The 13,503-nt window shown below is 43.0% G+C and carries 13 protein-coding genes; 10 read left to right on the plus strand and 3 right to left on the minus strand.

The annotated features are described in order from the left end of the window. Positions 1-13: 13 nt before the first annotated feature. The gene (locus tag RCH61_RS06595) at positions 14-322 is read right to left on the minus strand and encodes a DUF1292 domain-containing protein (protein WP_178006600.1); all 309 of its coding nucleotides are present in this window, start codon (positions 320-322) and stop codon (positions 14-16) included. Between the two features lie 155 nt (positions 323-477). Here RCH61_RS06595 and RCH61_RS06600 point away from each other — a divergent pair, with 155 nt between their 5' ends. From RCH61_RS06600 to RCH61_RS06610, 3 genes are read left to right on the plus strand one after another with little or no spacing between them, the layout of a single operon-like run. Then, positions 478-1,467, plus strand: a complete 990-nt coding sequence (locus tag RCH61_RS06600; RefSeq protein WP_178006599.1) for a substrate-binding domain-containing protein — start codon at positions 478-480, stop codon at positions 1,465-1,467. A gap of 15 nt (positions 1,468-1,482) precedes the next feature. Beyond that, entirely contained in the window at positions 1,483-3,354 is a 1,872-nt protein-coding gene (locus tag RCH61_RS06605) for an alpha-amylase family glycosyl hydrolase (protein WP_306480215.1), read from the plus strand. After that, positions 3,314-3,847 (plus strand): DUF5662 family protein, encoded by a 534-nt coding sequence (locus tag RCH61_RS06610; protein ID WP_306480216.1) that lies wholly within the window; start codon positions 3,314-3,316, stop codon positions 3,845-3,847. Before RCH61_RS06605 ends, RCH61_RS06610 begins: the two co-directional genes overlap by 41 nt. A gap of 47 nt (positions 3,848-3,894) precedes the next feature. Here RCH61_RS06610 and RCH61_RS06615 read toward each other — a convergent pair whose 3' ends face one another. Continuing rightward, positions 3,895-4,374 carry an S-ribosylhomocysteine lyase gene (locus RCH61_RS06615; protein ID WP_306480217.1) on the minus strand — a complete coding sequence of 160 codons (480 nt, stop codon included), beginning with the start codon at positions 4,372-4,374 and terminating at the stop codon, positions 3,895-3,897. Between the two features lie 127 nt (positions 4,375-4,501). On the opposite strand from RCH61_RS06615, the gene RCH61_RS06620 reads away from it, so the two are divergent. From RCH61_RS06620 to RCH61_RS06640, 5 genes are all read left to right on the plus strand, one after another. Continuing rightward, positions 4,502-5,116, plus strand: a complete 615-nt coding sequence (locus tag RCH61_RS06620; RefSeq protein WP_306480218.1) for a histidine phosphatase family protein — start codon at positions 4,502-4,504, stop codon at positions 5,114-5,116. 107 nt (positions 5,117-5,223) lie between these two features. Then, positions 5,224-6,828 (plus strand): MBL fold metallo-hydrolase RNA specificity domain-containing protein, encoded by a 1,605-nt coding sequence (locus tag RCH61_RS06625; protein ID WP_306480219.1) that lies wholly within the window; start codon positions 5,224-5,226, stop codon positions 6,826-6,828. Positions 6,829-6,966: 138 nt separating this feature from the next. Beyond that, entirely contained in the window at positions 6,967-7,749 is a 783-nt protein-coding gene (gene sigG, locus RCH61_RS06630) for an RNA polymerase sporulation sigma factor SigG (protein ID WP_306480220.1), read from the plus strand. Positions 7,750-7,870: 121 nt separating this feature from the next. Next, positions 7,871-8,542 carry an HAD family hydrolase gene (locus RCH61_RS06635; RefSeq protein WP_306480221.1) on the plus strand — a complete coding sequence of 224 codons (672 nt, stop codon included), beginning with the start codon at positions 7,871-7,873 and terminating at the stop codon, positions 8,540-8,542. Then, positions 8,539-8,802, plus strand: coding sequence for a glyoxalase (locus tag RCH61_RS06640; RefSeq protein WP_306480222.1), 264 nt, complete (start codon positions 8,539-8,541; stop codon positions 8,800-8,802). Before RCH61_RS06635 ends, RCH61_RS06640 begins: the two co-directional genes overlap by 4 nt. A gap of 72 nt (positions 8,803-8,874) precedes the next feature. On the opposite strand, the gene RCH61_RS06645 is transcribed toward RCH61_RS06640, so the two are convergent. Beyond that, a complete protein-coding gene (locus RCH61_RS06645) occupies positions 8,875-9,309 on the minus strand; it encodes a hypothetical protein (protein WP_306480223.1) in 435 nt (144 codons plus the stop codon). Positions 9,310-9,459: 150 nt separating this feature from the next. Here RCH61_RS06645 and pth point away from each other — a divergent pair, with 150 nt between their 5' ends. Both pth and mfd read left to right on the plus strand, forming a co-directional pair. After that, positions 9,460-10,041 carry an aminoacyl-tRNA hydrolase gene (pth, locus tag RCH61_RS06650; protein ID WP_306480224.1) on the plus strand — a complete coding sequence of 194 codons (582 nt, stop codon included), beginning with the start codon at positions 9,460-9,462 and terminating at the stop codon, positions 10,039-10,041. Between the two features lie 3 nt (positions 10,042-10,044). Next, positions 10,045-13,392: a transcription-repair coupling factor gene (mfd, locus tag RCH61_RS06655; protein WP_306480225.1), complete on the plus strand. Its 3,348-nt coding sequence runs from the start codon at positions 10,045-10,047 to the stop codon at positions 13,390-13,392. Positions 13,393-13,503 lie beyond the last annotated feature (111 nt).

Here is a 13,503-nt window from a genome sequence, read left to right on the forward strand (position 1 = left end):
GTCAGACAAAAGATCAGTCTTCAAGTTCGTCCAGATCTACGTCTGCGAAGTCCGCTTCCTCCATTAATTCGTTGAATGCATTTGATACACGTTCAAATTCATCATCATCTTCGATGTTTTCCAAATCCGGCTCAGCATCTTCGCCATTGTCGATAAAGCGATAGAGGAATACCTGTCCGTCGTCATTGTCTCCGTTTTCATCAAGAGGAAGCAGGGCGATGTACTCTCTTTCCTCTGCTTCAAAAATGGAAAGAACGGCACATTCCAGTTCTTCGTCATTTTCAAGTGTCAGTGTAACTGTGATTGCTTCGTTTTCATTCATATGTCTTTCTCCTTTATCTGCACATTGTGTATTTGATAAGATGGTATCAGAAAGCAGGGGAAAAAGCAAGAAGCAACGTGAGTCTATTGACATTCCTTTGAAACAGCGTAGAATAAAATAAGAATAGAAAACCTATACGGTAAAGAGGAGACGACATGAGAAAAAGAGTAGTTGAATTTATTTTGCTGACGGTGCTTGCCGTTATTTTTTTATCGGGCTGTAAAAAGAATGTAGGTACACCTGAAGATAATCCGGTTGTGGAAGAGGAGGAAGAGGCTTCTGAACCGGAAGCAAATTATCTGTATGGATATAGCTGCGCAGATCTGACAGATCCGTTTTATGCGGCGCTGCGGGATGCAGTCGGAGCGCAGGTTGAGCAGAGAAAAGGCCAGCTCCTCGTTAGAGATGCGGCGAATGATCCGGCAAAGCAGAATGTGCAGCTTGTGGAAATGATCGATAAAGGGGTAGATCTTGTCTTTTTGACAGCGGCAGATCCCACTGCTGTAACACCGGCTTTGGAAGCGTTGGATGAGGCGGATATTCCGGTTGTTTTGCTGGAAACACAGATAGAAGAACGGGATCTGACAAAGGCGATGCTTTGTTCGGATAATTATAATGCGGGAAAGGTTTGCGGAGAGAATTTGAAAGAAAGAATGCCGGAAGGCGGAAAACTGGTGATCGTGGAGAATAAAGAAGATAAAAGTTTAAGCGAAGGAGTTTCCGGCTTTGAGGAGAAGATTAAAAACGGCGGATTTGAAGTTGTGAAGCGGATTGACGGTACGAAAACCGAAGAGATGAAAACAGAATTGAGTCAGATATTGTCTTCAGAAGCAGGAACAGATGTGATTATGTGTGCGAACGATCAGATGGCAGAGGCTGTTCGGACTATGATGAAAGAGAGCGGAAGAAATAATATTCTGTTGTATAGTATCGGTGGTTCGCCTGCTGTGAAAGCAGCGCTTTTAGATTCGACAGCCGCTATTGCAGGAATTGGGGCACGTTCGCCGATTAATGAAGGGAAAATTGCGGTGAAGACAGCAGAGGCGATTTTAGATGATGGATCTTATGAAGAAGAGGTCTTAGTGGAAACATTTTTTATTAATCGGGAAAATGTTGAGATATACGGAACAGACGGCTGGCAGTAGGAAAGGAAACGGAATATGAAAAAAACAGAAGGAAATCCGCTTCCGTTCGGGGCGGCTGCAAAAGAAAGACAGGTGAATTTTTCCGTGCAGGTTCCGATGGAAAAAGAATGTCAGCTTCTGCTGTATAAAGTGGGAAGTGAAAAACCTGAGATCTGTTATGACATGCCAAGAGAAGAAGGCATCGGAGAAGTACGGTTTCTGAGCATACAGGATCTTGATCCCGAGAAGTATGAATATAATTTTCGAATCGGCGGAAAAGTATGTACAGACCCATACGCAAAAGAGATCGCGGGGCGCGAGGTATTCGGAAAGCGGCAAAATAGCAGCGAGCATGGACTGCGGGGGAAAATACAGGTTTCAGATTATGACTGGGAAGGCGATCGGAGAATTTGCCGTCCGTGGAATGAGGTCGTGGCGTACAGTATCCATGTAAGGGGATTTACGAAGCACAGTTCATCAAAAGCGCTTCATAAAGGAACGTATCGTGGTGTGATCGAAAAGATTCCTTATCTGAAAGAGCTGGGGATCAATCAGATTCAGTGTATGCCAATCTATGAATTTGACGAATGTGCGAAGGCAAAGATCAATTACTGGGGATACGGACCGGCATTTTACTTTGCGCCTAAAGAAGCATACGCGTCGGACGGACGCGCTGCACATGAGCTGAAAGATATGGTGAAAGCATGCCATAAGGCAGAGATAGAGGTTGTTTTGGAAATGCCGTTTGCAGCGGGAATTTCGGAACAAAAAGCAGCGGAATGCCTGCGGTTTTATATGATGGAATATCATGTTGACGGATTCGTGGTGAACCCATATGTTGTCTCATGGGAGTTTTTGAAGAAAGATCCGTTTTTGAAAGAGATCCGTCTGATACGCAAAGACGACGGGTTTCAAAATGTGATGCGCCGCTTTTTAAAAGGGGATGAGAATATGGTCAATGATGTGATCACATCCCTTAGTCATAACAGTGCGACAGACGGAAGATGTAATTATATTACTGCTCATACAGGATTTACGCTTAGAGATCTTGTGTCTTATGACTGTAAACATAACGAAGAAAACGGTGAGAACAATATGGACGGGCCGGATTATAATTATAGCTGGAACTGTGGGGCAGAAGGTCAAAGCCGCAAGAGAAGCATTGTAAATTTGAGAAAAAGTCAGATAAGGAATGCGTTTTTACTGTTGCTTCTTGCACAGGGAACCCCGTGTCTTTTGGCAGGGGATGAATTCTATAATACACAGAAAGGGAATAATAATGTGTATTGTCAGGATAATGCCATAGGCTGGCTTGACTGGAGCAGGCTGAAGTCTGACAGAGGATTGTTTGATTATGTAAAAGCGTTGATTGCATTTCGCAAGGAGCACCCGTGCTTGTGTCAGGCTGAGGAGCTGAAAGGACTGGATCGTACAGCGTGTGGAATGCCGGATGTGTCTTATCACGGAGAAAATGCATGGCAGGTAAGCAATCAAGTGTTCAGCCGTCAGCTGGGCGTGTTATATTCGGGTACTGGTAAGGGAGACTGCGCTTGTTTTATCGCTTATAACATGCATTGGATTCCCCATACTTATGCACTTCCGTCTCCTGGTAAAGGGAAGTGCTGGCACTTGGCGTTAGATACGGATCGGGGTGTTTTATCAAAAAGTATAATGCTGGAAGATCAGAAGTGCATAGAGATCAGGGAGAGAAGCATTGCAGTTTTACTAAGCTGTGAAGACGAGAGCGCGAACATGCGGAAGTCGAGTTCCCGAGGCAAAGGCAGGACGACGGCAGAAAAGCAGAAATCCGGGCAGACTGATCAGAAAAAAGACACAGAAAAAGGGGAGACAGGAGTAAAGAAAGAAGATGAAAGCGGTCAAACATTTTCAAACGATCACAAAGCATAAACTTATCGTTATGCAGGAGTGCTTTCGGGTAGGTCTGTATCGGCAGGGACTGTTACATGACTTGTCAAAATATGGCTGGACGGAATTTCGGGTTGGCTGTAAATATTATCAGGGTACTCGAAGTCCGAATAATGCTGAGCGGGAAGAAAAAGGCTATTCTACGGCGTGGCTGCACCATAAAGGAAGAAACAAACATCACTATGAGTATTGGCTTGATTACGATTCCCATGGAGAGGGAAAACTGGTCGGAATGAAGATGCCGGTCAGATATGTTGTTGAGATGTTTATGGATCGGATTGCAGCCTGTAAAGTATATAAAGGAGCTGCGTACAAAGACAGTGACCCGTTAATCTATTACAATAACGGAAAAGCCGGAGATATGATGCACAAAGATACGAGAAAGCTTTTGGAACAGCTCCTGCATATGCTTGCAGATCAGGGAGAAGAAGCGGCGTTTCGTTATGTCCGTAAGGAAGTGTTGAAAAAGAAATAGAGATGATATAAAAATAAGCCGTTAAACAACGGCTTATTTGATATCTGTCAGACAGGGTAATTCAGTTGTTCTTCGCGAATATCCGTCAGTACCTCTTTGAGAAATTTTTCGGCAAGATAGTTTGCCATTGGAAGATTCATATCAAGGTAGTTTCCGCAGTCTCTTGCAGATGCCCCGGGAACATCTCCTTGAAAAGAAGCGATAAAAGCAAACATTTCCTTCATGAGAGGGATGATATCAGAAGAGGTAAGATCACCTGCAAGAAGAAGATAGAAACCGGTTCTGCATCCCATCGGACCGAAGTAGATCACCTGATCTTTATAAGTTTCGTGATTACGAAGGAATGTAGCGCCGAGATGTTCGATCGTATGGACTTCAGCGGTGTTCATGACGGGTTCGTCATTGGGACTTGTCATTCGGATATCAAAAGTTGTGATGATATGGCTGCCGACGGAGTCTTTTCTCGATACATAGATGCCGGGAATAAGGCGGATGTGATCAATCGTAAAACTTGTAATTTTATTCATATTACTGTTCCTTTCCTCTGTTGATCGCTGCTTTAAGGTCAGCTTGTAATATCGTTATTATAGACGGCGGAAAGAAAAAAGACAAGAGCAAAGAAATGTAAAAAACGAAAGTAGAAAGGGAAAAAGAATGTTACTTTATATTGTTCGACATGGAGAGACTGATTGGAATAAGGCAGGGAAAGTCCAGGGACGCACGGATATTCCTCTAAATGAAAGGGGAAGATATCTTGCAGAAGAAACGGCAAAAGGAATGAAAAATATCAGGATTGATTTTGGATATACAAGTCCATTGATCCGCGCAAAAGAGACAGCGCAGATCATACTCGGAGACAGAAATGTTCCGCTGATGGAAGATGAGCGTATCGAGGAACTCTGTTTTGGAAGTTGTGAGGGGATGAAGTTTAGAGGGGAATGCACAGATCCGGGAAGCGAAGCATTTCAACGGTTTTTTACAGATACGGAAAATTATATTCCGTCTGAAGGGGCGGAAACGATCAAAGAACTGTATGAACGGACCGGAAGATTTTTGAAAGAGATCGCGGAGCGGAAAGATTTGCAGGACAGTCATGTGCTTGTTTCGACTCACGGGGCAGCGATGACAGCGCTGCTGAATCGGATCAGGGGGAATATGAAGGTAAAAGATTTCTGGAAATATAAAGTTCCGAAAAATTGTGCTGTAGCTGTAGTGGAAATTAATGGAAAAGAGATCATAATACAAGAGGAAGGAATCATATACTATTAAAATTCACAAATAAAGTCACTTTTGAATGGTTTTTTCAGAAATTTGCTTTATATTTTTGAAAATGATGTTACAATAGAAGAAAAAATGAAACGAAGGATGGTGGACTTATGAAGCTTACATTTGTAGGAGCAGCTCATGAAGTTACGGGAAGCTGTCATTTTCTTCAAGCGGCAGAGAAAAATATCCTGATAGATTGTGGAATGGAACAGGGGCCGGATCTGTATGAGAATCCGGGACTTCCGATTCCTGAAAATGAGATTGATTATGTGTTCTTGACCCATGCACATATTGACCATTCGGGAATGCTTCCCAGATTGACAAAGAACGGATTTAAGGGTCAGATTTTTACTACATTTGCAACCGCAGATCTATGTAACATCATGCTTCGAGACAGTGCCCATATTCAGGAATTTGAGGCAGAATGGAGAAACCGAAAAGGGAGAAGAGCAGGAAAACCGGAGTTTGAACCGGTATATGTAATGCAGGATGCGCTGGATGCGATCGAATTGCTCGTGCCGTGCGGATATGGAGAACGGATCACGATCTGCGACGGGATTCAAATCCGCTTTACGGACGTTGGACATCTGCTTGGATCGGCAAGTATCGAAGTGTGGGCAACCGAAGGGGATGTGACGAAGAAAATTGTTTTCTCAGGAGATATCGGAAATGTAGACCAGCCGATCATTAAAGATCCAAGTTATACAGAGTCGGCGGATTATATCGTTGTGGAGTCTACTTACGGAAACCGGATACATACAGCAGAAAAACCGGATTATCTCGGAGATTTTACCCGGATTATCAAAGAGACGTTTGACCGGGGAGGCAATGTTGTGATTCCTTCGTTTGCCGTTGGAAGAACTCAGGAGATGCTTTATTTTATCCGGGAGATCAAAGAGCGGCATCTTCTTCCTGAGTATGAAGATTTTGATGTGTATCTTGACAGCCCGCTTGCGATTGAGGCAACGAAGGTATTCACAATGAATATGCGTGACTGCTTTGATAAAGAGGCGATGGAACTTGTCAATGCCGGAATTAATCCTCTTGTATTTCCGGGACTTCATATATCGACTACGAGCGACGATTCCAAGATGATCAATTTTATTGAGAAACCGAAAGTGATCATATCGGCATCCGGAATGTGTGATGCCGGACGGATCCGTCATCATTTAAAACATAACCTGTGGCGTCCGGAATGTACGATTTTGTTCGTTGGATATCAGGCAAACGGAACTCTCGGACGAAGTCTGATCGAAGGGGAAAAGAATGTGAAGCTGTTCGGCGAACCGATCGAGGTTCATGCTCATATCGAAAGTCTTCACGGAGTGAGCGGTCATGCGGATATGAACGGACTGCTTGCATGGATCGGAGCATTTATCACGCCTGTTGAGAGGGTGTTTGTAGTACATGGTGAAGATACTGTGACAGAAGAGTTTGCACATACGATCGGGGAAAAATTCGGATATAATACATGGGCGCCTTATCCGTGCTGCGAGGCGGATCTTTTGAAAAATGAGATTGTAAATGAAGGCGTACGAGTTCCGGTCAGGGCAAGAAAAGCGGCGCGCAGAAAAGCGGATTTTGCATTCGAACGTCTTGTGGCAGCAGGAAAACGGCTGCTTGATATTATTTATAAAAATGAAGGACTTTCGAATAAAGATAAGGCAAAATTTGAATCACAGATCAATAATCTTTCTGATAAATGGGAGGATTGAAACGAAGGTTTTAGAGACTTACAAATTGGGAGCCGTTTGTCAAGGTCTAAAAGTTTATAAAAATTTGCGGGATTTGGAATATCTTTCTTACTGAATGAGAATTCTTCTAAGTAGAAACTGCTTGGGAGGATTATTGTGATGACAGTAAATAAGGTAGAACTTTGCGGTGTGAATACGGCAAAGCTTCCGCTTCTTAAAGAAGAGGAAAAGACGGAACTTTTTGAGAAGATAAAAGCCGGGGATGAAGAAGCCCGGGAAAAATATATCAAAGGAAATTTACGGCTTGTTTTGAGCGTGATCAAACGCTTTGAGAACAGCAGTGAAAATGCAGATGACCTGTTTCAGATCGGATGTGTTGGGCTGATGAAAGCGGTGGATCATTTTGATCCTAACCGCATGGTAAAGTTTTCCACATATGCAGTGCCTATGATCATAGGAGAGATCAGACGGTATCTGCGGGATAACAGCCCCATTCGTGTGAGCAGGTCATTGCGCGATACGGCATATAAGGCGATCTATGCGAAAGAAGGATATATTAAAAAGCATATGAAAGAACCGACCGTGCAGGAAATTGCGGAAGAGATTGGAATCACAAAAGAAGAGATCGTCTATGCATTGGATGCGATCCAAATGCCGATGAGTCTTCATGAGCCGGTTTACAGCGATGGTCAGGATGCGCTTTTTGTGATGGATCAGGTGAGTGATAAGAAAAACAAGGAAGAAAACTGGATTGAGGAGCTTTCTTTGGAGGCTGCAATGGAGCGTCTGAATGAAAGAGAACGATATATTATCACGCTGCGTTTTTTTGAGGGAAAGACACAGATGGAAGTTGCACAGCAGATTAATATTTCTCAGGCACAGGTGAGCAGATTAGAGAAAAATGCATTGAAAACTATGCGGAAATATCTCCTTGGCAAATAAGAATACAAGAAGGATATAAGTGCGTGTATGGGAGAAGAAAGAGATTTTGGAAAGTCTCTTGTCAGATAAAGTTCTTGATGGTAATATAAATTTGACCAAAGATAAGAGAGGATGAAGAACCATGTACAAAGCATGTATATTTGACTTGGACGGAACATTGACGGATACATTGGAATCTTTGTTGTTCTCGGTAAACGAGACGCTTGAAGAGATGGAACTTCCGGTAATTACGAAAGAACAATGCCGGTCATTTGTCGGCAACGGAGCAAAGGTATTGATCGAGCAGTCGCTGAAAGCGGCGGGGGATACAGGTCTTTCTCGTTTTGAAGAGGCATTTGCGGCATACGGACGTATTTTTGATAAGAACTGTACTTATCATGTAAAACCTTATCCTGGAATTGAAAAGATGCTTTCCGAGATGAAGAAGAAAGGAATGAAGCTCGGTGTGTTGTCTAATAAACCGGATCGTCAGGCTGTTCATGTTGTAGAAGAGATATTCGGAAAAGAGCTGTTTGATCTTGTATGGGGTCAGAAAGAAGGCGTTCCGAGAAAACCGGATCCGGCGGCTCTGTTTTCTATGGCAGATCTGTTTGGAGCAGCGTCTGAGGAAGTGCTGTACATTGGGGATTCAGAGGTTGACGCAGCGACCGGAAATGCAGCCGGGATGGATACGGTGCTTGTAGAGTGGGGATTTCGAACAAGGGAAGAACTTGAAATGGCAGGCGCATGCCGAATCGTAGCTGCAGCAGATGAAATTCTTGATATGATAAAGGAAGAGGAGAAAGAGAGATGAATGAGTACAGTGAAGAGTGCCTGAGCACATTTTTGAAAGAACAGACGAAGTTATTTGATGAGCCTGTGGCAGGCAATTTGGAAGAGGCAGAAGCATTTCTTGCAGACTGCATGGCTGTTGTAGTCGATTCGATAGAAGAGGTAAGAGAATACTTTGAAGAAGAAGGTGTTGATGTAGATGGAATGTCTGCGGAAGATCTGGAGGACGCTTCAGAAGTATTTGCTCTGCCGGACGGAACCTATTTGATTGTGGAAGGATAAATATCAGCATATGTGAGCATGCTAACGGATATTATGCTGCCATACAGAAGGCAGTGCAGAAAAGAGCCGCAGTTATTTTACTGCGGCTTTTTCGACGGCTTCGCATATGGCATCTAAAATGATCTGCGATGTATAAGGAGTATCTTCGGATAAGGTGATCGATTCCGGGGATTGTGTTTCGTAGATCTGATCTGCGATTTCTTCAATAGCCGGCTGGATGAGTGGAAACATTGTTGTTACCGTTTCATCAAGATTGGAGAATCGGATCGAATTGATCTTATAGGCGTCAACAGAAACTTCTACTTCCAGATTCGTATGATTCAGCGTCAGTGTGGAAGTATAAATTCCGGGCGTATATTGCTTTTCATTTTTTACGGCGCTGTCTTTTTTATCTGTGCCGAACATAAAAATGAGCAAGACGATGACCAGAAGTGCAAGCGCCGCAAAAATGGCGGTATAAATGATTTCTTTCATGTGAAGAACAACGATTTTTGTTCTGGAACTCATAGAGTTACCTCCCGATTATCCGGCTGCCGTTTTACGGCGATCCGCTTTTTTATAAGTGTATGATTGAAAAAGGAAAAATATGCATGTGATCTGCGTGACAAAGAAAGAGAGATATTGTAAAATATTTGTGCTGAAAAGGAGGTTGAAAAGATGTTTATTATTGCAGGACTCGGAAATCCGACGAAACAATATGAAGGAACAAGACATAATGTCGGGTTTGAAGTAATAGACAGGATTTCAGAGAAATATAATATAGATGTAGATGCAAAGAAGCATAGAGCTTTTATTGGAAAAGGGATGATCGAAGGGCAGAAGGTTATCCTGGCAAAGCCGCAGACGTATATGAATTTGAGTGGGGAAAGTATACGCAGCCTGTTGGATTATTATAAAGTGGATGAAGAAAAGGAGCTGATCATTATCTATGATGATATTAGTCTTGATGTAGGACAGCTTCGAATCCGGGCAAAAGGAAGCGCCGGAGGGCATAATGGAATAAAAAATATTATTGCTCATCTTGGCAGTCAGGTCTTTCCGCGGATCAAAGTTGGAGTCGGAGAGAAGCCGGCAAAATATGATCTTGCGGACTATGTGCTCGGACATTTTTCCAAAGGTGAAGCAGAACTGATGGAAGAGGGGTACAGTCATGCAGTCCATGCCGTGGAACTGATCGTTTCAGGTCAGATCAACGAGGCGATGAATGAATATAACCGAAAAAAGAAAGAGGAAAAATAAGTTATGAAAGCGTTGCTTGCTCCCTTAGAGGAACTGGCGGATTATGAAGAAATCCGAAAAAACAGGACAAAAGAAAACGGGATGATACAGATCGCAGGATGTGTAAATACACAGAAGATACACTTGATCTGCGGACTTGGAAACGGATGTGAATATAAACTTGTTATTTTTGCAGATGAAGAAAAAGCAAAAAAGGCATATGAAGAATATATGTTGTTCGGGGAAGCAGTGTATTTGTATCCGGCAAGGGATCTGCTTTTTTACTATGCAGATATTAAAGGGAAAACGCTCACTGCAAAGAGGATGGAAGTTCTGAGGGCAATTTCGGAGAAAAGGGATAAAGATCCTGTTACGGTGATTACAACGATGGATGCTTTTTTGGACGGGATCATTTCGCCGGAAGAGATCCGAAAAAGCAGGATTCATATTACAGGAGAAGATACGGTCGATCTTACCCGTTTAGAGCAAGAACTTGCAACGCTTGGCTACGAAAGGGAGAGCCAGATAGAAATGCCCGGTCAGTTTGCGGTACGAGGAGGAATCATTGATGTGTTTCCTCTTTCGGAGGAAATGCCGGTTCGTATAGAATTGTGGGGAGATGAGATCGATTCGATCAGGACATTCGATGTTGAAAGTCAGAGATCTGTAGAAAACATTTCAGAAATTACGATCTATCCGGCTTCCGAAAACTGTGGAAAAAAAGGAAACCCGGTTTCGTTTTTAGAGTATTTTCCAAGAAATAAAACGCTTCTGTTTTATGATGAACCTCACAGACTGCAGGAAATGGCGGAGACGGTGGAAACAGAGTATTTTGAAAGTCTGAGAAACCGGATCGATGCAGGGCTGGAAAAAGCGAACTCGGAAGATCTGCAAGTATTTCAGACGAAAGATATCATCGGGAAAATGAATGGTTATAGTGGTATCGGAATGACTACGCTGGAATCAAAATGTGGTCTGTTCCAAGTGAGAATGGTTCATACATTGCAGGCAAAAGGGGTGAATCCGTATAATAACAGTTTTGAACTTCTGACACGGGATTTGAAAAGGCTGAAACGAAACGGATACAGAGTTGTTCTTTTGTCAGGTTCAAGAACAAGGGCAAAACGTCTTGCCGAAGATTTAAGAGATTATGATCTGAGCAGTTTCTACAGTGAGGATATGGAGCGGGAAGTAAAACCCGGCGAGATTATGGCGGCGTACGGATATGCGTCTGAGGGATATGAGTATCCGATGCTGAAATTTGTTGTGATTTCAGAATCGGATATTTTCGGAAGGAAAAAGAAAAAGAAGAAGCGTAGAAAGTATGAAGGGCAGAGAATCCAGGATTTTGCCGAGTTAAAACCAGGGGATTATGTTGTTCACGAAAATCACGGGATTGGCGTGTATAAAGGAATCGAGAAAATTGAAGTTGACAAGATCATAAAGGATTACATGAAGATTGCTTATGCCGAAGGAGGCGTTTTGTATATACCTGTCGCACAGATGGATCTGATCCAAAAATACGCGGGAGCAGATGCGAAGAAACCTCGTTTGAACAAACTTGGAACGCTTCAATGGGGAAAAACAAAAACGCAGGTAAAGAAAGCAGTTCAAAGCGTAGCGAAAGATCTTGTGGAATTGTATGCGGTCAGACAACAGTCGGAAGGGTTTGTATACGGGCCGGATACAGTTTGGCAGAAGGAGTTTGAAGAGATGTTTCCGTTTGAGGAGACAGATGACCAGCTTCAGGCGATCGAGGATACAAAACGCGATATGGAAAGTACGAAGATCATGGATCGTTTGATCTGCGGCGATGTCGGATACGGAAAGACAGAGATTGCTATAAGGGCAGCGTTTAAAGCAGTTCAGGAAGGAAAACAGGTTGTATGTCTCGTTCCGACAACGATTTTGGCACAGCAGCATTACAATACATTTGTGCAGAGGCTGAAAGAGTTTCCGGTAAGGATTGATCTGCTTTGTCGTTTTCGAACAGCGTCAGAACAGAAAAAGACGATCGAAGATGTGAAAAAAGGTCTTGTAGATATTGTAGTAGGAACACATCGTGTTTTGTCAAAAGATGTTGCATTCAAAGATCTCGGTTTGCTGATTATAGACGAAGAGCAGCGTTTCGGCGTGACTCATAAAGAGAAGATTAAAAAACTAAGAGAAAATATTGATGTTTTGACTTTGACTGCAACCCCTATTCCGAGAACACTCCATATGAGTCTGATCGGGATCCGGGATATGAGTGTTCTGGAAGAAGCGCCGAATGAGAGGATGCCGATTCAGACTTATGTGATCGAATCAAATGATGAGACTGTTCGGGAGGCGGTTACACGGGAACTTGCAAGAGGCGGTCAGGTGTATTATGTGTATAATCGGGTCAATGATATTGCGGATGTTGCAGGCAGGATCGGGCGTCTTGTTCCTGAGGCAAATGTTGCGTTTGCGCATGGGCAGATGAGAGAGCGGGAACTGGAGGATATCATGTATGATTTTATTAACGGTGATATTGATGTTCTTGTTTCGACGACGATTATTGAAACCGGATTAGATATTCCGAATGCGAATACGATGATCATACAGGATGCAGACCGGTTTGGATTGTCTCAGCTTTATCAGCTTCGCGGGCGTGTAGGACGGTCGAATCGGATGGCGTATGCATTCTTATTGTATCGAAGAGATAAATTATTAAAAGAAGTGGCAGAGAAACGACTTTCTGCGATCCGCGAGTTTACCGATCTTGGATCAGGAATTAAAATTGCCATGCGCGATCTTGAAATTCGCGGAGCAGGTAATCTTCTCGGAGAAGCGCAGAGCGGACATATGGAAGCGGTCGGTTATGATCTCTATTGTAAAATGCTTAATGAAGCGGTAAGACAACTAAAAGGCGGACCTGAGGCAGAGTCCTTTACAACAATGATCGATCTGAATACAGACGCATATATTCCTGAATATTATATTAAAAACGAGTATCAAAAATTAGATGTATACAAGAGGATCGCTGCGATTGAAAATGAGGAAGAACTGGAGGATATGACGGAAGAATTGATCGACCGTTTCGGAGATATTCCGAAAAAAGTACAGCAGCTTCTTACGATTGCGGCGCTGAAAAGTCTTGCACACTCGGTATATGTTACTGCCGTAGAGCAAAAGGGAGAGGAACTTCGGTTTACGATGTATGAGAAAGCAAAGATTGATCCCCAAAAAATCCCGGGGCTTCTGAATGATTATAAAAAAGATCTGATCTTCAGGGCAGAAGAACCTCCCTATTTTTTATATTGTAAAAAAGGCAGGAGCAGTAAAAATAATTCGGAAAATGTACTTCAGACGGTAAAGAGGATATTGGAAGATCTAAGACAGCTTTTATAAAAATGCAGACGGGAGACTGCGCGAGAACTGTTTCGTAATTGTTTAGTTTACCTCAGGAGCTTAGAGTATAATTATCATTGGCAAAAATAAAGGGAAGAGATCGAAACCTCT

It is taken from the genome of Mediterraneibacter sp. (assembly GCF_030825015.1).
Lineage (GTDB): Bacteria > Bacillota > Clostridia > Lachnospirales > Lachnospiraceae > Mediterraneibacter.

Bases quoted from the DNA above. Each gene is read 5' to 3' on its own strand.
- RCH61_RS06600 (WP_178006599.1), top strand. From the start codon at position 478: ATGAGAAAAAGAGTAGTTGAATTTATTTTGCTGACGGTGCTTGCCGTT.
- RCH61_RS06640 (WP_306480222.1), top strand. From the start codon at position 8,539: ATGAATGAGTACAGTGAAGAGTGCCTGAGCACATTTTTGAAAGAACAG.
- RCH61_RS06610 (WP_306480216.1), top strand. From the start codon at position 3,314: ATGAAAGCGGTCAAACATTTTCAAACGATCACAAAGCATAAACTTATC.
- RCH61_RS06620 (WP_306480218.1), top strand. From the start codon at position 4,502: ATGTTACTTTATATTGTTCGACATGGAGAGACTGATTGGAATAAGGCA.
- pth (WP_306480224.1), top strand. From the start codon at position 9,460: ATGTTTATTATTGCAGGACTCGGAAATCCGACGAAACAATATGAAGGA.
- mfd (WP_306480225.1), top strand. From the start codon at position 10,045: ATGAAAGCGTTGCTTGCTCCCTTAGAGGAACTGGCGGATTATGAAGAA.
- RCH61_RS06615 (WP_306480217.1), bottom strand. From the start codon at position 4,374: ATGAATAAAATTACAAGTTTTACGATTGATCACATCCGCCTTATTCCC.
- RCH61_RS06605 (WP_306480215.1), top strand. From the start codon at position 1,483: ATGAAAAAAACAGAAGGAAATCCGCTTCCGTTCGGGGCGGCTGCAAAA.
- RCH61_RS06625 (WP_306480219.1), top strand. From the start codon at position 5,224: ATGAAGCTTACATTTGTAGGAGCAGCTCATGAAGTTACGGGAAGCTGT.
- RCH61_RS06645 (WP_306480223.1), bottom strand. From the start codon at position 9,309: ATGAGTTCCAGAACAAAAATCGTTGTTCTTCACATGAAAGAAATCATT.
- sigG (WP_306480220.1), top strand. From the start codon at position 6,967: ATGACAGTAAATAAGGTAGAACTTTGCGGTGTGAATACGGCAAAGCTT.
- RCH61_RS06635 (WP_306480221.1), top strand. From the start codon at position 7,871: ATGTACAAAGCATGTATATTTGACTTGGACGGAACATTGACGGATACA.
- RCH61_RS06595 (WP_178006600.1), bottom strand. From the start codon at position 322: ATGAATGAAAACGAAGCAATCACAGTTACACTGACACTTGAAAATGAC.